The organism is Litoribrevibacter albus, from assembly GCF_030159995.1.
Lineage (GTDB): Bacteria > Pseudomonadota > Gammaproteobacteria > Pseudomonadales > Litoribrevibacteraceae > Litoribrevibacter > Litoribrevibacter albus.
The window spans coordinates 75131-93294 of record NZ_BSNM01000027.1 but is presented as its reverse complement, the minus strand read 5'-3'; the positions used below and the strand labels follow the sequence as shown (position 1 = coordinate 93294).

14 protein-coding genes are annotated in these 18164 nt (G+C 45.4%); 10 read left to right on the top strand and 4 right to left on the bottom strand.

Annotated elements, in window-relative coordinates; genetic code table 11:
- Nucleotides 1–32 precede the first annotated feature (32 nt).
- The 7 genes from QQL66_RS20145 (at nucleotide 33) to QQL66_RS20115 (ending at nucleotide 8113) form a co-directional block, all read left to right on the top strand.
- On the top strand, nucleotides 33–518 hold the full coding sequence (locus tag QQL66_RS20145) for a type II secretion system protein (protein WP_284383960.1): 486 nt from the start codon (nucleotides 33–35) through the stop codon (nucleotides 516–518).
- A gap of 13 nt (nucleotides 519–531) precedes the next feature.
- Nucleotides 532–1008: a pilus assembly FimT family protein gene (locus QQL66_RS20140; RefSeq protein ID WP_284383958.1), complete on the top strand. Its 477-nt coding sequence runs from the start codon at nucleotides 532–534 to the stop codon at nucleotides 1006–1008.
- A 5-nt stretch (nucleotides 1009–1013) separates the two neighbouring features.
- On the top strand, nucleotides 1014–1475 hold the full coding sequence (locus QQL66_RS20135; protein WP_284383956.1) for a prepilin-type N-terminal cleavage/methylation domain-containing protein: 462 nt from the start codon (nucleotides 1014–1016) through the stop codon (nucleotides 1473–1475).
- Nucleotides 1476–1489: 14 nt separating this feature from the next.
- On the top strand, nucleotides 1490–2401 hold the full coding sequence (locus tag QQL66_RS20130; protein ID WP_284383955.1) for a type II secretion system protein: 912 nt from the start codon (nucleotides 1490–1492) through the stop codon (nucleotides 2399–2401).
- Nucleotides 2398–2817, top strand: coding sequence for a hypothetical protein (locus tag QQL66_RS20125; RefSeq protein ID WP_284383954.1), 420 nt, complete (start codon nucleotides 2398–2400; stop codon nucleotides 2815–2817). The genes QQL66_RS20130 and QQL66_RS20125 overlap by 4 nt, the downstream gene beginning before the upstream one ends.
- Entirely contained in the window at nucleotides 2818–7395 is a 4578-nt protein-coding gene (locus QQL66_RS20120; protein WP_284383953.1) for a LamG domain-containing protein, read from the top strand.
- Nucleotides 7396–7513: 118 nt separating this feature from the next.
- Nucleotides 7514–8113 carry a TatD family nuclease-associated radical SAM protein gene (locus QQL66_RS20115; protein WP_284383951.1) on the top strand — a complete coding sequence of 200 codons (600 nt, stop codon included), beginning with the start codon at nucleotides 7514–7516 and terminating at the stop codon, nucleotides 8111–8113.
- Nucleotides 8114–8142: 29 nt separating this feature from the next.
- Here QQL66_RS20115 and ntrC read toward each other — a convergent pair whose 3' ends face one another.
- The 4 genes from ntrC to glnA form a co-directional block, all read right to left on the bottom strand.
- A complete protein-coding gene (ntrC, locus tag QQL66_RS20110) occupies nucleotides 8143–9576 on the bottom strand; it encodes a nitrogen regulation protein NR(I) (RefSeq protein WP_284383948.1) in 1434 nt (477 codons plus the stop codon).
- Nucleotides 9573–10646, bottom strand: a complete 1074-nt coding sequence (gene glnL / locus QQL66_RS20105; RefSeq protein WP_284383947.1) for a nitrogen regulation protein NR(II) — start codon at nucleotides 10644–10646, stop codon at nucleotides 9573–9575. The genes ntrC and glnL overlap by 4 nt, the downstream gene beginning before the upstream one ends.
- Nucleotides 10647–10852: 206 nt before the next feature.
- Complete coding sequence (locus QQL66_RS20100; RefSeq protein ID WP_284383946.1) at nucleotides 10853–11401, bottom strand: DUF4124 domain-containing protein; 549 nt, start codon at nucleotides 11399–11401, stop codon at nucleotides 10853–10855.
- A 123-nt stretch (nucleotides 11402–11524) separates the two neighbouring features.
- Entirely contained in the window at nucleotides 11525–12931 is a 1407-nt protein-coding gene (gene glnA / locus QQL66_RS20095; RefSeq protein WP_284383945.1) for a glutamate--ammonia ligase, read from the bottom strand.
- A 391-nt stretch (nucleotides 12932–13322) separates the two neighbouring features.
- On the opposite strand from glnA, the gene thiI reads away from it, so the two are divergent.
- From thiI to pip, 3 genes are all read left to right on the top strand, one after another.
- Nucleotides 13323–14795 (top strand): tRNA uracil 4-sulfurtransferase ThiI, encoded by a 1473-nt coding sequence (thiI, locus tag QQL66_RS20090; RefSeq protein ID WP_284383944.1) that lies wholly within the window; start codon nucleotides 13323–13325, stop codon nucleotides 14793–14795.
- A 266-nt stretch (nucleotides 14796–15061) separates the two neighbouring features.
- Nucleotides 15062–16879 (top strand): translational GTPase TypA, encoded by a 1818-nt coding sequence (typA, locus tag QQL66_RS20085; protein WP_284383942.1) that lies wholly within the window; start codon nucleotides 15062–15064, stop codon nucleotides 16877–16879.
- Between the two features lie 308 nt (nucleotides 16880–17187).
- Complete coding sequence (gene pip / locus QQL66_RS20080) at nucleotides 17188–18150, top strand: prolyl aminopeptidase (RefSeq protein ID WP_284383941.1); 963 nt, start codon at nucleotides 17188–17190, stop codon at nucleotides 18148–18150.
- Nucleotides 18151–18164 lie beyond the last annotated feature (14 nt).

Genomic DNA, 18164 nt, shown 5'->3' with positions numbered 1-18164 from the left:
CGGACGCAGTGACCTGAATTGGAAATACATTAATGGATGAACCAACCGACTTTTTCAGGGGAAAGTTAGATATGACAAAACAACAAACAGGTTTTACGTTGATCGAATTGGTCATGGTGATTGTAATCTTGGGGATTCTATCTGCGTTTGCATTGCCACGATTTGCAAATTTGAGTTCGGATGCGAATGAGGCGGTCTTACAAGCAGGTTTCGGAGCTGCTAAGTCTGCTTCTGCGATCGTTCATTCAGCTGCTTTGGCTGGAAATCAGACTGGCTCAACAGGGTCTGTAGATCTTGAAGGCGAAACGATCGATTTGGTATTTGGTTATGCAGAAGCCGAAGATATTGCTTTAGCTGCTGGTTTGGTAGAGGATTTTGATGTGACTGCAAGTTCTGCAACATCGACTACTTTCGCTCCTTCAGGTGCTGCAAGTTCAGGCACTTGTTCATTTACTTATACAGAAGCTACTTCTTCAGCAGCTTCAACAGTTGTCGTTGTAGCTTCGCCTAGTTGCTAATTAGTTCTACATCATGACCCAATCTAAAGGCTTTACTCTGATTGAATTGGTTATGGTGATCATCATCTTGGGGATTCTTGCTGCGACAGCGATTCCCAGATTTTTCTCTAAAAGCGCTTATGATGAGCGCTTTTTTTATGAAGATGTCATGGCCGGTTTACGGCATTCTCATAAGCTTGCGATGAGCACTGGCTGTGGTGTGCAGTTTGATGTTGAGGCCAATGGATTTGTACTTCAGCAGGATGAGAATTGTTTTAATTCTGCTTCAGCGGCCAATTACTCTGCTTCTGTCATTCGTCCCGGTGAAGGGGATGCTTACACCATTAATACCCGACCTTCAGGCAGTAATTGGTCTTCGAATAATGACCCTTTGATCTTTAACGCACGCGGACAAGTGACCAACTTGGGCGGAACGGTTCTCAGCTCCACGACACTCAACGTCGCAGGAAGAACGATCACCGTAGATGGTCATACTGGGTATATCCGGTGACTAGTATGAAGGTTCGTTCTCACGGCATGACTCTGGTCGAAATGGTTATTGCCATTGCAGTGGCAGGCATTGCTGTGGCTGCTTTGGCGGCTGCGTTTTCATCGATAGTCACTCGTACCGCTGACCCTATGATTCAAACACAAGCCCAAGTTGCCGCTGAATCTTTGATGGAAGAAATTCTGCTCAAGCCGTTTTCTGATCCCTCTTCAGGCACGACTTGCCCGTCAGCCCCGGCGAACAGACAAGACTTTGACAATGTCTGCGACTATAACGGGTATTCTTCTGTTGGCATTGTTGATCAGACAGGCACGAGTGTTTCAGGGTTAGAGAATTACAGTGTCAGCGTCTCTACCACTCTATCTGCTTTCTCATCTATACCGAGTGCTGACGCTTTGTTAGTAACCGTGACAGTCACCAGTCCGTTGGGTGCTGATGTTGTTCTTTCGGCTTATCGAACGAATTATTAGGGGCGATAAGTAGGATGAGAACCAAACCAGTTAACGGCTTCACCTTAATTGAATTAGTCATAGTGATTACCATCGCTGGCATTGTGGCGGTGTTAGCGGCGACGATGATTGGTAATCAAATGACGGCGTTTGTCGATTTAAGCCGTAGGGCGGTATTGGTGGATCAAGCCGAAACGGCCGTTCGTCAAATGACTCGGGATATACGAGCTGCTTTACCCAATAGCCTCAGAGTCACCACCAATTCCGGTAATGCCTATCTTGAATTGGTCCCGATCAAAGATGCGGGTCGTTATCGGCTCTCAGCAGGGGATGGGACTGTTACTGATGATGATAAGACTTTGGATTTCTCTGTTGAAGATACGGACTTTCAAGTGCTTGGTCGTTTACCGACTGTTGAAGCAAATGACCGATTGGTGATCTACAACATTGGGCAGGTAAATGCATCAGATAATCCGGTTAATGGTGCCAATGTTTATGCAGATCCAGCTAACAATTCTGCTTCTTCAGCAGTCCCGGTATTGGGTAGCCATGTGATTTCAGACGCAGGTGATGCCTTGTCTTATACCGGTACGAATAGCAATGTAATGACTCTGAACTCGGGTCATCAATTTGCCTTTCAATCACCTCAACAACGGTTTTATGTGGTTAATCAGGCACTCTCCTATGTCTGTGATTTAACCAATCAGCGCATTCGGAGATATGAAGGCTATGACCTTCAGGCCGCTCAGCCTAACAACTTATTAGGTAGCCCTCTGAGTGGCGCTTCGATTCGGTCTACGCTTATAGAGAACGTGACGGATTGTGAGTTTAGCTACAACGCGGGCAATGCTCAGCGCTCTGGTTTATTAACCATTACTTTAACTGTCGCTGAAGATGGTGAGCGAGTTCGTTTGGTTCATCAAGTGCATGTGGATAATGCGCCATGAGGTACTGGGGTGTCGTGAGAAGAGAGAAGGGCTTTGCACTGCCTGCCGTGGCGTTTTTGATTGTGATCGTTGCTTTGATCATTGCTGCACTGCAACGTATCAACAGTAATCAAACGGCAACGTCGTCAATGGGGCTCCAAAGTTCAAGAGCTTATTATGCAGCATACAGCGGTGTGGAATGGGCTGCGTATCAGGTCAGAACTACCAATATTTGTCCCACAGGGACTCTGGCAGATAGGATCCAAGGGTTTGAAATTTCCATCGAAGATTGTGGTAAGACCGATTATCTAGAAGGTACGAAGACCGTTTCAATGTATGAAATTCGAGTGCTAGCGGCTTATGGTGGAAAAGATCAGTATGGAAGTAACCCTGATTTTGCGTCGCGTGAAATAACCGTGTCGATGGTGATCGAATAAATGAGACAAGTACGGCTGTTAATAATTTTGATGATGTCTTTGTTTGCTTCGTTGGTTGAAGCAGATTATTGCCTGGATGTGTTTCCTGACAGCGTCACCAGTAACAGCAGCGCAACATTAAATGTGCCGACTTGGTCGTCGAATGATCATCTTCAGGCTACGTCGGGTACGGACAGTTTTGACCCAGGTGATACCTTTAAAGCGTCAGGTCAGATATCAGGAGATTACAGTATCGTTAGTACTGGCACGTCAGTCAGACTTTACTTCACATCACTTACTATCTCAGGAAATGTAGAACTGAATGCTGGTGGTAACCCTAAAGACCTGATTATTGTGGTAGATGGAAGTATTCAAATTAATGGTAACCCCACAATAAACGCCATTTTATATGCGACGGGTAGTATTAGTTATAACGGCAATGGTGATAATACAGCATCAATTACAGGGGCCGTCACATCAGAAAACACGGTTTCTATTGATAACGTGAATCAGGTGTCGTATGACTCCAGTTATATTCTTGATGCTGACTTTGGCAGTTTATGTTCTCCCTTTCCGCAGCCAACGGCTTACTGGTCATTTAATTCGATCACCGGGCTGAATGTGTCGGATGATTCAGGCAATGGTCATGACGGTATACTGGGGGCTAATTCAACGGGCGATGGTGACGAACCCGTAGGGCAATGTGGCGTCTATCTGGAATACGACGGCGCTGATGATTTTGTGAATGTTGCGGATGATGCAGCGCTCGATATTGAAGATGAGCTTACGGTGGCGGTCTGGATTCGGCCTGATCGATACCCCTCTTCCGGTTTAATGACCATTCTCTCGAAAGATGAAAACTATGAGTTTCACCTTAACCCTGACGGCACCATAAACTGGTGGTGGAATAACAGTTCTGGTTTCACCAGAGAATTTGATTCGAACACCAGTGTGCCTCTGAATCAGTGGACCCACGTTGCCATTGTCTATTCCAGGTCACAGGGGACACAAACCATTTATATTAATGGTGTGGCTGATGCGTCCCGAAGTTACACCAATCAGAGTTTAAGAACCAATAATGATCCGCTTCAAATAGGTAATGATCAGTATTTTAGTGGTCGTTATTTCTCTGGCGATATTGATGAAGTCTATGTGTTTGAGGCGGCGTTAAGTCAAACTCTGGTTCAGAATTTAATGGAAACCGAGCCTGAGTTTTGTGGCGATGATGATGCCTTGGCATTCTACATTTTTGATCAGGAAACCTGGAATGGTACAGCAGGCGAAGTCTCTGACGGCAGTGGTAACGGTGCTGATGGCAGGGCTGTTAATGGTGCCCAAAACAGGGAGTCTGATCCTGCGAGAACCGGTTCTCCCGGTACATGCCAATACGGTGATTTTGATGGTCAGGACGATTACCTGACCACAGACGATTCAACGACCCTTCTTCAGATCTCAAATGATTACTCTACCGCTGTGTGGGTAAAAGGTGCGGTGGTTAGTGATCAAAACCAGTGGGCGGGAATTTATACCAAATCAAACCCTTCAGGTGGCACCAATCATTGGAACCTTCAACGTGAAAACTTTAATGATGCCTTGGTGGTGTTTCATGGGAGTAATAGCTGGGATACAGGCATCTCTTTAACGCAAGTGAGTGAAAGTTGGCATCACGTGGGCCTCGTTTATTCGGGTACTACCATGACGTCCTATTTAGATGGTGTCCAGGTTTCATCCAGTACTTTCTCTTCAAGCCCTGGTAATGGCGATGGGCATTTAAATATTGGGGCGGATCGAACCCAAAGCGGAGATTTTGTATGGAATGGTTCCATTGATGAACTGTACATTTTTAATGAGGCCATCAGTTCGGATGATATGGCTCAGCTCTATAACCAAACTCGGCCTTGTGAGTCGACTCCAAGTTGTCGAATTGATTACGTAGATCAATTCTCGTCAACCTCTTATTCTAATTCCGATGGCAGCAGTGACTGGACCACCAATAATTGGGTAGAAGAAAACGATGATGGGAGCCCGACAGGTGATCAGGTTCAGATAGTCTCAGGGGAATTGAGAATTTCTGGAGGCGGTATTTCTCAAAGAAGAATCTATCGAGCTGTTAATCTGGGTAATGCCATCAGTGCTGAACTTAGCTTTGATATTCGAGAGTCGGGAGCAGAGCCTACCGATAGTATTTCTGTTGAAGTTTATGATGGTTCTAGCTGGACTACTTTAGAAACGTTTAATGGTAGTTTAGGCAGTGGTGGTAGTCGTAACTATGACCTATCTTCATATTTGAGTAGTGATTTCAGGGTTCGATTTGTAGAAAACGCCAGTTGGTACAATGACTATTTTTACATTGATAATTTGGTGATTTCAGGCGTTTGCCAAAATCTGGATCATTTAGAAATCTCGGTTTCCGAGAATGCCAGTACTTGCTCCCCTGTTGCGGTGACTATTAAAGCCTGTGAAGACTCTGCCGTTCCTTGTGTTACGCCTGTTTCTGACTATGCCGAAGAGATTAATTTGACCGTGTCCAGTAATCGCGGAGATTGGAGCACAAACAGTGCGCAGGGAAGTATTGATAATGGAACTGCTGACGATGGCGCTGCAACCTATCAATTTGTCGCCTCGGATGGTGGCAGTGCTGTTTTGAATTTAACGTATATCTATGCAGATAAAGTTACGATTACGGCCTCCGATCTGGTTAATAATTTAAGTGTGACATCCGGTGTTGTGACGTTTTCTGATAATGCATTCTTGGTGAAGTGGGATGATTCCATTCACTCCGGGAGCGAGACAGATCCTACGGTTGCCGTAGCAGGTCGAGATCATAGCGCTACCATTACTTATATTGCTAAGGATTCTGTTACTAACGAGTGCCAGGTTGTTGGATCATACACTGGTGCTGATAAACCTGTTTTTGTATGGATGACACCTGCGACAGGTGTATTTACCGGAGCTCAAACTCAACCAAGTCTAAAGGATATGGCAGATAGTGATGACGTTGTGCTTCCTTTTGATCAGCCAGCGGTTTCAAACTTGAATTTAGATTTTACCAATGGTGTGGCTAATGTTGACCTTGTTACCTCTGATGTAGGTCAGTTTTCTTTTAGCATCCTGGATGATTCTGGCTTTGTTCAGGATGAACAAGGAAATGCTATCGATGTATTGGGGACAAGTTCCCAAGTAACGGTTCGGCCCTTTGGCTTTGCGTTGGATATTGGTGGAACCTGTACAATTCCTTCGGGAGACCGAGGTTCAAATAGCAATGCCACCTTAGCTACTGATCACACTAAGACACCCGGCTTCAAAGCTGCCGGTGAAAACTTTGATCTCAGTGTTAAAGGGGTTTTGTGGGCTTCTGAAGATGATGGTGATTCAGATGGCATTCCTGATGATTTCTCAAACCTGTATAACAATGCCTGCGTACCCTCTCTAGGTAATGAATCGTCTGCTGTTAGTCTGGGTCTTCAGGTAAGTGGGTTTATTCCTTCCGGCGGCACGCAAGGGGACTTGTCGGTCAATGCGGTCAGTGGGTTTTCTAATGGCTTGGCTTCTCAAACCTTATCCTATGATGAAGTGGGGAGTGTTGATATCACCGCTACGCTCGATGATTATTTAGGTGCCTCTGGTGCCGATGCGTCTGGTCAAATACTAAATCTTGGTCGGTTTTATCCTCACCACTTTTCTGTCACTTCGAATACTCCAGTGCTGAATGATGCCACAGGATGGGGTTGTGACTTCACTTATCAAAGCCAGCTTTTTAACTTTGAAACGGATATTAAACTGACGGTTACAGCGAAAGAACTTGGTGGTGAGACCACTAACAATTACGGCAATGATTACTACAAACTGGGTACACCTAGCGCTATAGCTAGTTTTACAAACGGGGCGTCTTCCGCAGCGTCGCTTAAGGATTATACCGTAGCTGCTAGTGCTGCCGTGTCGGGTTTGAACGATTATGATGGAGAAGTAGAAATTCTCTTTTCTGGTTATCAACTGGCTTATGATAAAGCAGGTAAGCCTGTGGCTGAGGACAAACCCTTTGAGGCCATAATTAATTGGATCTTACCCAAAGAAGCGCTTACCGACAGTGATGGCGCATGCGTCGATGATCCTGCGAACTGTGCTTCAGTGACTGTGGCAGATATTCAAGGGACTGAAATCCGCTATGGGCGAGCAGTCGTTGGTAATAACAATGGCTCTGAATTGATGCCGTTAGAGTTACCTCTTCGTGTAGAGCTGTGGATGGATGTGTCGGCATCAGGCGCTGCAAGCCAATACAGTTTTGTAACGAATACTAATGATACGTGTTCGGGAGATACCTGGACTGACAGCAACATTACTTTGTCGGAGTACAAAGGAAAAATTGTCAGTGGTGATACTACTGGGAGCTTTAATGGGTTTGCTAATGGCGTAGGAGTATTGGAGCTATCTGCCCCGGGTGTAAATAACCAGGGCAGTGTCAATGTCACGTTTGATGTAGATGAATGGTTACACTTTGACTTTTATAATCGTGGTGATGAAGATCCAACCGGCACTGGAACTTTTGGTGTCTATTCCGGGCGTCCACCGATTTTCTATATGAGAGAAAGTTATCGGTAGTACCTTTTACGGTAAGCCGTGATCGACTTTTGTTTTTTAACTCCGTTCCAGTGATGTGTATCAAAACCTTCCTAACCGTTGTGACTTAACCTGACTCTATTCTGTCAGGAGGTGGTCGATGGCTTTAACACTGGTCTATGACATCGGTAAAAAACGTTATATCAATCTGACCAACGCGTGCACGTTGGAATGCCAGTTCTGCCCGAAACATAATGGCTCGACTCAGGTTCATGAGTTTGATCTCTATATGAAAAAACAGCCAAGTGCTTCCGACATCATCATTGAATTGGGTGATTTGTCGGAGGTTGAAGAGGTCGTCTTCTGCGGCTTTGGTGAATCGACGCTACGCTTGTTGCCTTTGCTTGAGATCGCCACGTATGTGAAAGCTCAAGGCGTTCCAGTGAGAGTGAATACTGATGGCTTAGGGAATCTGGTTCACAAACGAAACATTCTGCCCGACTTGGCCTCTGTTGTGGATGCGTTATCGATCTCTCTGAATGCACAGAATGAAGCGGTCTATAACCAACATTGTCATCCTAAGAAGCAAGGTGCTTATCAAGCGGTGCGAGATTTCATCGAGCTTGCCCCCAGGTATATTCAGAAGGTGGAAGTATCGGCCATCGATGGTTTAGCCGATGTAGATGTTGCCGAGTGTCAGCGTATTGCTGAAGCATCGGGGGCGATGTTTAAGAGACGGGTATTGGATCAGGTAGGATAAAAAAGGCCAGCTAAAGCTGGCCACACTGTTTAATGATCATCATCGTCATCGGGATGATCTTTGGTCTCTAATTCCAACTCTTTGATCTTACGAGTGAGCGTGTTGCGGCCCCAGCCAAGTAGGATCGATGCATCACGTTTACGACCCGCCGTGTGCTTCAGAGCGGTTTCAATCATGATGCGTTCAAACGTAGGAACCGCATCGTCCAAAACGCCTTTTTTACCTTTCGCCAGTTCCTGGTCTGCCCAGTTTCTTAGAGCAGCTTCCCAGTTGCTGGTGGAGGTTTGAACTTCCTGTTCATCAAGTAATTCTGGCGGTAGATCGCCGATATGCACTTCACGACCAGACGCCATAACCGTTAGCCAGCGACAGGTGTTCTCCAGCTGGCGAACGTTACCATTCCAAGGCAAACCGGCCATATATTCAACGGCTTCTTCGGTCAGGACTTTGGCTTCGACATTCAATTCGGTTGCTGCTTTTGCAAGGAAGAAGTCCGCAAGCTTTGGAATATCTTCACGACGATCGGCCAGTTTCGGAATATGAATACGGATGACATTTAAACGGTGGAATAAATCCTCACGGAATTTCCCTTCTTCCACCAAACGCTCCAGATTTTGGTGGGTTGCCGCAATAATACGCACATCCACTTTTACTGGCGTGTGACCACCAACGCGATAGAATTCACCATCGGCCAAAACACGCAATAAACGCGTTTGTGTCTCTGCTGGCATGTCTCCGATTTCGTCTAGAAACAGTGTGCCGCCATCGGCTTGTTCAAAACGTCCACGACGTTGACCCGCAGCTCCGGTAAATGCGCCTTTTTCATGGCCGAACAGTTCGGACTCGATCAAGTCTTTTGGAATCGCCGCCATGTTCAGCGGGATAAATTCTTTACTGCGGCGAGGGCTGTGCTTATGCAGGGCATGAGCAACCAATTCTTTACCCGTTCCAGATTCACCGTTAATTAGTACAGTGATATTGGATTGAGATAAACGACCAATCGCGCGAAACACTTCCTGCATTGCAGGTGCTTCACCAATGATTTCAGTGCTGGCCTCTTCTACTGATTTCAGTTCTTCTTCTTTTTGCTCTTGGGCGTGAGTGAGTGCACGCTTAACCAAGGTGACGGCATCGTCAATATCAAACGGTTTAGGAAGATATTCAAACGCACCACGTTGGTAAGATTTCACCGCACTGTCTAAATCAGAGTGGGCTGTCATGATGATGACAGGAATTTCAGGGTGCTCTGATTGGATCTGGTCTAATAGATCTAAGCCATCGATGCCCGGCATACGGATATCACTGATGATCACTTCAGGTTGGCTGTACTGGAGTTTCTTTAAGATCTCATCCCCGGATTCAAAACTGCTGGTGGGCACATTGGCTTGAGACAGGGCCTTCTCCAATACCCAACGAATTGAACGGTCGTCGTCGACGATCCAGACATTATTCGTTTTGTTCATGATGATAACTCCAAAGGTAGATAAATAGTGAATGCTGTTTTACCAGGCTCACTCTTACATTCGATCAGTCCTTCGTGTTGAGTAATGATGGACTGAGAAATGGAGAGCCCTAAACCAGTGCCTTCTGCTCGGCCACTGATCATGGGGTAGAAAATGTTTTCGAGAATGTCTTCGGGAATGCCCGGACCGTTATCAATAATATCCAACTGACACACCAAACGATGACGCTGTGCACCAATGGTGAACTGGCGCAGTGCTCGTGTTTTAAAACAGATAGATGGAGAGTCGATGTGGTTTTCTTGTAATGCCTGCATGGCATTTCGGCTGATGTTCAGAATGGCTTGTATAAGCTGGGACGGGTCTGCTAAAAACTCCGGAATACTGGGGTCGTAGTCCCGAATGAGTTTAACCGAGCCTTTTGTTTCCACTTCTATCAAAGTACAGACTCGTTCTATGATCTCGTGGATATTGGTCTCGATTCGCTCTGGCAACTTTCTGGGGCCGAGCATTTTGTCGACCAGATTTCTTAACCGGTCGGTTTCTTCAATGATGACATTAGTGAACTCGGCCAATTGTGGGTCGTTTAATTCACGTTCCAGCAATTGGGCTGCACCACGAATTCCCCCGAGCGGGTTCTTCACCTCGTGTGCAAGGCCACGAACAAGCACTTGAGTGGTAGCTTGTTTCGCCATAATTTCTTCTTCGCGCGAGATTCGAATCAAGCGATCTCTCGGTTGAAGCTCCATAATCAGGAACGTCTGGCTGTGAAGCTCAGTGATCGGAGTAACGATGTAATCGAGTGTGATTGGTTCCCGAGTTGGGAGGTGTAGAGTGGTTTCACGCTTGGTGAATGGGTGTCCGCGTTTAACGGCGAGTTCCAGCAGTTCTAAGTTATCTTCATCTTCGAGGAAGAGACTACTGATGTGCACGTTATCCATGCGATTTGCACTCACCTGCAACAACATCTCTGCTGCTGGGTTCATATAGCTGATCGTCAGATCGGCCGTCAGTTCCAGAACAGAGGTATTCAGGTTGTCGAGTATTCGTTTATATGACGATTGATTTTCCATAATAGTGCACAGTAATTACCAATACTAAGCAAAAGCAAGAAGCAAGCCAGCTTCTGTGATTGCTTTTAGGCCCTATAAATAACAAGTCTGGTGCGCTTTTACTGGTATGGGAGCCAATAACTTGTTCGTGTATATGTTTATTTTAGGGCGATAATAATCATTGTGCACTAAAATGGTGCTATTAAGTTTTGTTATGATCGGATTGTCTATTTGGGGGTTTTACGTTTAACGGTTGGGCGATGAATAAATACGGTAATTGAAGGGCTGGTGATTACGTTCTCACCCTGCTTGTCCAGAATTTGAACTGCGATGGAGTGTTCGCCACGATTGATGTTTTGAACATTGAACTGCGTTAGGTTGGTAGGGGCGCCCAGAGCTTTACCATCAATGAGTAGTTGGTATTTGTCGCCTTTTTTAAGGGCCGGATTTGAGCTTACTGCTACGGTGAAACTGCCTGCGCTGCCTTGTATGTTGGCTTCATGTTCAGGGGAGTCAATGGTAACGCTGCTGTATCGCGAGGTGGCGTTGACCTGAGCTTTTTCACTCTCGATCGTGGTTTCTTGGGGTTGGTTGTAGCTTGGTGCTTTGTAAGGGTGAAGGGGCTCAATATTAAGAACTTCGGCTTCAGGATGGGGCTGGTCTGAATAAACCACAGTCCCGTCTTCGGTAACCCATTTGTAGACTTTGGCGTGCACTGTATTGGTGCACGTTAATGCCAGTGCCAATACTGATGTAAAAATAACGGAATTTTTCATGGCAAATCAACTGTCTACTCAAAAATGGGAAAGGCTATCATCTTATAAAAACTGATTTTAGCATAGCAAATAAAAAGCCTCCCAGTGGGAGGCTTTTTTAGCTCAATCTATCGTAAGGACAGATTAAACAGAGTAGTACATGTCAAACTCAATTGGGTGAGTAGTCATGTTCAAACGCTCAACGTCTTGTTTCTTAAGCTCAATGTACGCATCGATCATGTCATCGGAGAATACACCGCCTTCTTTCAAGAAGTCGCGATCTTCGCTAAGAGCTGTAAGTGCTTGCTCGAAGCTTTCAGCAACAGTAGGAATAGCTGCTGCTTCTTCTGCTGGAAGATCGTACAAGTCTTTATCCGCTGGGTCACCAGGGTGGATCTTGTTCTTAACACCGTCAAGGCCAGCCATAAGCATAGCTGCGAATGCCAAGTATGGGTTAGCGGTTGGATCAGGGAAGCGAGCTTCAATACGCTTACCTTTTGGAGATGCAACATATGGAATACGGATAGAAGCAGAACGGTTACGCGCTGAGTAAGCTAGCATAACTGGAGCTTCGAAACCTGGAACAAGACGCTTGTAAGAGTTAGTAGAAGCGTTAGTGAAAGCGTTAAGTGCGCGAGCGTGCTTGATAATACCACCGATGTAGTAAAGAGCAGTTTCGCTTAGGCCTGCATACGCGTCACCAGCGAATTGGTTTTCGCCGTCTTTCCAGAAAGATTGGTGAACGTGCATACCAGAACCGTTATCACCTACTAGTGGCTTAGGCATGAAGGTAGCAGTTTTGCCATACATGTGAGCAACGTTGTGTACGCAGTACTTAAGAATCTGAACTTCGTCAGCTTTCTTAACTAGTGTGTTGAAACGAACACCGATTTCGTTCTGACCAGCAGTCGCAACTTCATGGTGGTGTACTTCAACGTCTTGGCCCATTGCTTCAAGAGCAGCACACATTGCAGTACGGATTTCGTAGCAAGAGTCGATTGGTGGAACTGGGAAGTAACCGCCTTTAACGCGTGGACGGTGACCTGTGTTACCGCCTTCGAAATCTGCGTGAGTAGACCAGTCAGCTTCTTCAGATTCGATAGAGTAGCTTGCACCAGAGATGTCAGCTTTCCACTTAACGCTGTCGAAGATGAAGAATTCAGGCTCAGGACCGAAGAACGCAGTGTCACCTAGGCCAGTAGACTGTAGGTATGCTTCAGCGCGCTTAGCAACAGAACGTGGGTCACGCTCGTAACCTTGCATAGTAGAAGGCTCGATGATGTCACAACGCAAGTTAACAGTTACTTCTTCAGTAAAAGGATCAAGTACAGGCGTTTCGTCGTCTGGCATAAGAATCATGTCTGATTCGTTGATGCCTTTCCAACCAGAAATAGAAGAACCATCGAACATTTGACCGTTTTCGAAGAACTCTTCGCCAACTTCGGTCGCAGGAATCGTAACGTGCTGCTCTTTACCGTGCGTGTCAGTAAAACGAAGGTCAACCCACTTCGCATTATGCTCTTTCATTAGCTCAATTGTATTGCTAGACATTTGTCTCTCCGCTACACATAAATTTAACCGGTGCGTTCTTAATGAGCGGAGGCTCATATAAGAAGCGAACCAGCATTAATCCTTTAGATTTCGGGAGTACCCGTATCTTGTGTTTCTTCTAAAGCAAATGGTGTGCCATTAACTTTAATTGCGCTAAACCGCAAGATTACTGCATTCGCCCGATGAAGCTACTATAGCTATGCTTTTTATTAGTGCAAGCTGTTTTTATCGTGCACTAATATGGTGCTTATGCTGTTATTTGGTGCATGCTTGTGTTCCTTGAAAAAAGCCTTTTAGACGAGTGGCTGTCTGGCTTGCGGAGGTGGTTTTGTGCCTCTCGAATCGCTCAGGTATAATCGCCGCTTCTTTTTTCTTCGGTATAAGCCTTCTCATGAAGTACATCATTAAACTGTTCCCTGAAATTACTATTAAAAGTCGTCCGGTTCGCAAGCAATTAATTAAGCAATTGAAGGCGAATTTACGGAACGTTTTAAAACGTATTGATCCTGATTTGAAAGTGTCAGGGCAGTGGGACAGTGTGGAGGTTGAAACGGGTACTGATCAGCAAGATGTTATAGATCAGGTAACCGAGTCGCTTGGCCATATTCCGGGGATTGCTCACTTTCTGAGTGTTCAGAAATACGCTTATGAAAGCTTTGATGACACGCTTGAGAAGGCAAAAACGCTCTACGGTGCATCCATTGAAGGAAAGACGCTCTGTGTGCGGGTAAAGCGAGCAGGTCAGCACGATTTTAAATCCATTGATGCTGAGCGATACATTGGTGGGGGCTTACGCCAGCATTGTAATGCGAAAGGAATTGATCTGAAAAATCCTGAGGTTCAGGTAAATATCGAGATCCGGGATAAGCATCTTTATTTAGTGGATCAAAAGTATGCTGGATTGGGTGGCTTTCCTATCGGCTCTCAAGAGTCAGTATTGTCATTGATGTCGGGTGGTTTCGATTCTACGGTTGCCAGCTATTTAACTATGCGTCGTGGTATTAAAACGCACTTCTGTTTCTTCAATCTAGGCGGGAAGGCACACGAGTTGGGTGTGAAAGAAGTCTCGCACTATATTTGGGAGAAGTTCGGGAGCTCGCATGGTGTTAAGTTTGTCAGTGTTCCTTTTGAGGGCGTTGTTGCTGAGATTCTTCAAAATGTAGACAACTCCTATATGGGCGTAGTGTTGAAGCGCATGATGTATAGAGCTGCAAGTGCAGTCGCTGAGAAGATGGAGTTGGATACGATTGTGACGGGCGAAAGTGTCGCTCAGGTGTCCAGTCAAACGCTAAAGAACTTGTCAGTGATTGATCGTGTAACAGATACCTTGGTGTTAAGACCGTTGGTGACGACTCACAAGCAGGAAATTGTTGATATTGCGACTCAAATTGGCACTTATGAGTTTGCTGCTAATATGCCGGAATATTGCGGTGTGATTTCTGACAGGCCTACAACGAAAGCTTCGATGAAGCGTGTACTGGAAGTGGAAGAGAAGTTTGACTTCACTGTTTTGGACAAGGCGCTTGATGAGATGGTGATTCAGCACATTAAGAATGTGGTGGAAGACTTCAATCAAGATGTAAAAGTGGAAGAGGTCTCTGTTCTTTCTGATCAATTAGCGTCTGGTGAGACGGTGGTTATTGATATTCGTCATCCGGATGAAGAGGAGAAATCTCCATTAGAGCTTGATGGAATGACCGTTGAGAAAATTCCTTTTTATAAATTGCATACCACTTTCAAGGAAAAGAGCTTAACGACAGAATATCTATTGTATTGTGATCGTGGAGTGATGAGTCAGTTGCACGCGCAGCAATTACAAGCCGATGGTTATACCAATGTGAAAGTATTTAAAAAAGAAAAGTAGCGTGTATATAAGTGCGTGATCCAAAAGACGGCCCAACTGAGGCCGTTTTTTATTGGCTGGAATACAGCCTGGACCACTTTATTTTGTTGACTTTTATCGACTAAAAATCGGCTGTGTTTATATTAACCAATCCCCTATGTTAATAGCCTTCAAAAGCATGTAAAATGCGCGCGAAATGACCGCTTTAGGCCTAAAAATCTGAAGTCTTACAAGCAATCCTGCCCCATAAACTAGATCGGGGTAACGATATTGTTCTGGAGATTCCTTTGATACAGAGATTAAGAAACGTTGCTATTATCGCGCACGTTGACCACGGTAAAACGACGCTTGTTGATAAATTGCTTCAGCAATCAGGGACGTTGGACCGCAAAGACCAAGGTGCAGAGCGCATCATGGACTCAAACGACCAAGAAAAAGAGCGTGGCATCACGATTCTTGCGAAAAACACGGCTATCGAATGGAATGATTACCACATCAATATCGTAGACACACCGGGACACGCCGACTTTGGTGGTGAAGTAGAACGTGTTCTTTCTATGGTGGATTGCGTATGTCTATTGGTTGATGCTGTAGACGGTCCTATGCCTCAAACACGTTTCGTTACGCAAAAGGCGTTTGAGCAAGGCTTGAAGCCAATCGTTGTTATTAACAAAATCGACCGTCCAGGTTCTCGTCCTGATTGGGTAATGGATCAGGTGTTTGATTTGTTTGATAGCTTGGGTGCAACTGATGAGCAGTTGGACTTCCCAGTGATTTATGCGTCTGCATTAAATGGTTTTGCTGGTCTTGATCCAGACGATCTTGCAGATGACATGACACCATTATTTGAAATGATTGTTGATAAAGTACCTGCACCAGATGTGGACATTGATGGCCCACTTCAAATGCAAGTATCAGCGCTAGATTACTCTAACTACCTAGGTGTTATCGGTGTTGGCCGTATCACTCGCGGTACTATGAAGCCAGGTTCACAAGTAACGGTTGTGGATCGTGAAGGTAAGACTCGTAACGGTAAGATCTTGAAGCTTATGGGCTACATGGGTCTTGAGCGTGTTGAAGTTGAAAAGGCGACGGCAGGTGACATTGTTTGTATCACTGGTATCGACGGTTTAGGTATTTCAGATACTATCTGTGATCCTTCTACACCAGAAGCATTGCCTGCGTTGTCTGTTGATGAACCAACAGTAAGCATGACGTTCCAGGTGAACGACTCTCCGTTTGCTGGTTTGGACGGTAAGTTGCTAACCAGTCGTAACATTGCAGAGCGTCTTGAGAAAGAATTGATTCACAACGTTGCGCTTCGTGTAGAGCAAGGTGATACGCCAGAGAAATTCAGAGTGTCTGGTCGTGGTGAACTTCACTTGTCTGTATTGATTGAAACCATGCGTCGTGAAGGCTTTGAGATGGGTATTTCTCGTCCTGAAGTTGTTCAGCGTGAAGTGAATGGTCAAATTGAAGAGCCGTTTGAGGCTGTGGTTGTTGACGTTGAAGATCAGCACCAAGGTTCAATCATGGAAGAGTTCGGTTACCGTAAAGCAGAAATGACCAACATGGTTCCAGACGGTAAAGGTCGTGTTCGTATGGAATTCATCATGCCGTCTCGCGGTTTGATTGGCTTCCGTAACCAGTTCATGACGTTGACCTCTGGTAGCGGTATCTTGACCAGTATCTTTGATCACTGGGGCCCAGTGAAACAAGGTGATGTGACCAGTCGTATCAATGGTGTATTGGTGTCTATGGTACAAGGTAAGGCACTTGGTTATGCATTGTTTACGCTTCAAGAGCGTGGTCGTCTATTTATCGATCCAAACATTGAAGTGTACGAAGGTATGATCATTGGTCTTCACAGTCGTGACAACGATCTAGTGGTTAACCCGACTAAAGGCAAGCAGCTAACCAACGTTCGTGCGTCTGGTACGGATGAAAACATCCAGCTAACGCCGCCAGTTAAGATGACTCTGGAACAAGCGCTTGAGTTTATTGAAGATGATGAGTTGGTAGAAGTAACTCCAAACAGCATCCGTCTTCGTAAAAAGTTCTTGAAAGAACATGAACGTAAGCGTGAAAGCCGCAGCAAGAAGTAAGTTATAGCTTCTTGAGTGAGAGTATGACGTTCAAAAAGTAGTCATAATCTCCTGTTATAAAGAGCCGTATGACCGTCCAGGTTATGCGGCTTTTTTATGCGTTGCGTTCAGAAACGGGAATAAAACTGCTTCAGTTCAAAACAGTGTGTCAGATTTGCTCTAAACTTATGTCTTTAGGCTTTCGGTGTAAGCCTTATGTCTGCTTTTAGTCTGCCCTGTATATTCCTGCTGAGTGACAGGTTCTGATTGCGTTGCGGTAATAATTGCGTTGCGGTAATAAATGTAACTATTGATCAAGGAATGAGTTAATGCACACCCTCTACCCGGAAATAAAGCCCTATGCAGAGCATGCACTTCAGGTTTCTGAATTACATACTCTGCATGTAGAAGAATGTGGAAACCGAGATGGAATACCTGTGTTGGTTGTTCACGGTGGGCCAGGTGCGGGTTGTGAACCTTTTCAACGTCAATTTTTCGATCCTGAGCACTATCGCATTGTACTTTTTGATCAGCGAGGTGCCGGTCGTTCTACGCCGCATGCGGAAATTAAAGAGAATACCATTGAGCTTTTGATTCAGGATATTGAGCACATACGTGAAACTTTGGGTGTGGAGCAATGGGTGTTGTTTGGTGGTTCCTGGGGATCTACGTTAAGCCTGGCTTATGCCCAGGTGTATCCAAAGCGAGTACAGGCCATGATCCTTCGTGGTATTTTCTTGTGTCGTGATGAGGATATTGATTGGCTGTATCAGCAGGGTGCTAGCCGAATTTTTCCAGATCATTGGAAAGGGTTTCTTGAAGCTGTTCCTGAGGAACAACGTGATGACATGTTGAGTGCTTATTACGATATGATCACTGGCGGTAATGAACTGGCGCGTATGGCTGCGGCAAAAGCCTGGTGTAAATGGGAAGGCAGCTGCTCTACATTAAAGCCAAACCAAAGTGTTGTGGATCATTTCATTGATCCTCATTTCGCATTATCCATGGCAACGATGTGTGTTCATTACTTCAAACATCGAGGTTTTCTTGAGCAGAACCAGTTAATTGATAACTGCGATAAAATTCAGGATATGCCAATCACGATCATACATGGTCGGTACGATATTGTGTGTTGTATGGACAACGCGCAAGCCTTACATGATGCATTGCCTAACTCCACGTTGTTGATTGTTCGTGAAGCCGGTCATTCTGCGATGGATGCGCCACTTACCGATGCCTTGGTTCGTGCTACCGATGAAATGTACCGCCGCTTGAAAGAAGATAAAGAATAGACCAATAGTGAGGG

What these genes read in the sequence shown, in the direction of transcription:
- glnA (WP_284383945.1), bottom strand. Translation starts at nt 12,931, where the DNA reads ATGTCTAGCAATACAATTGAGCTAATGAAAGAGCATAATGCGAAGTGG.
- QQL66_RS20130 (WP_284383955.1), top strand. Translation starts at nt 1,490, where the DNA reads ATGAGAACCAAACCAGTTAACGGCTTCACCTTAATTGAATTAGTCATA.
- pip (WP_284383941.1), top strand. Translation starts at nt 17,188, where the DNA reads ATGCACACCCTCTACCCGGAAATAAAGCCCTATGCAGAGCATGCACTT.
- thiI (WP_284383944.1), top strand. Translation starts at nt 13,323, where the DNA reads ATGAAGTACATCATTAAACTGTTCCCTGAAATTACTATTAAAAGTCGT.
- glnL (WP_284383947.1), bottom strand. Translation starts at nt 10,646, where the DNA reads ATGGAAAATCAATCGTCATATAAACGAATACTCGACAACCTGAATACC.
- QQL66_RS20140 (WP_284383958.1), top strand. Translation starts at nt 532, where the DNA reads ATGACCCAATCTAAAGGCTTTACTCTGATTGAATTGGTTATGGTGATC.
- ntrC (WP_284383948.1), bottom strand. Translation starts at nt 9,576, where the DNA reads ATGAACAAAACGAATAATGTCTGGATCGTCGACGACGACCGTTCAATT.
- QQL66_RS20145 (WP_284383960.1), top strand. Translation starts at nt 33, where the DNA reads ATGGATGAACCAACCGACTTTTTCAGGGGAAAGTTAGATATGACAAAA.
- QQL66_RS20125 (WP_284383954.1), top strand. Translation starts at nt 2,398, where the DNA reads ATGAGGTACTGGGGTGTCGTGAGAAGAGAGAAGGGCTTTGCACTGCCT.
- QQL66_RS20135 (WP_284383956.1), top strand. Translation starts at nt 1,014, where the DNA reads ATGAAGGTTCGTTCTCACGGCATGACTCTGGTCGAAATGGTTATTGCC.
- QQL66_RS20100 (WP_284383946.1), bottom strand. Translation starts at nt 11,401, where the DNA reads ATGAAAAATTCCGTTATTTTTACATCAGTATTGGCACTGGCATTAACG.
- QQL66_RS20115 (WP_284383951.1), top strand. Translation starts at nt 7,514, where the DNA reads ATGGCTTTAACACTGGTCTATGACATCGGTAAAAAACGTTATATCAAT.
- QQL66_RS20120 (WP_284383953.1), top strand. Translation starts at nt 2,818, where the DNA reads ATGAGACAAGTACGGCTGTTAATAATTTTGATGATGTCTTTGTTTGCT.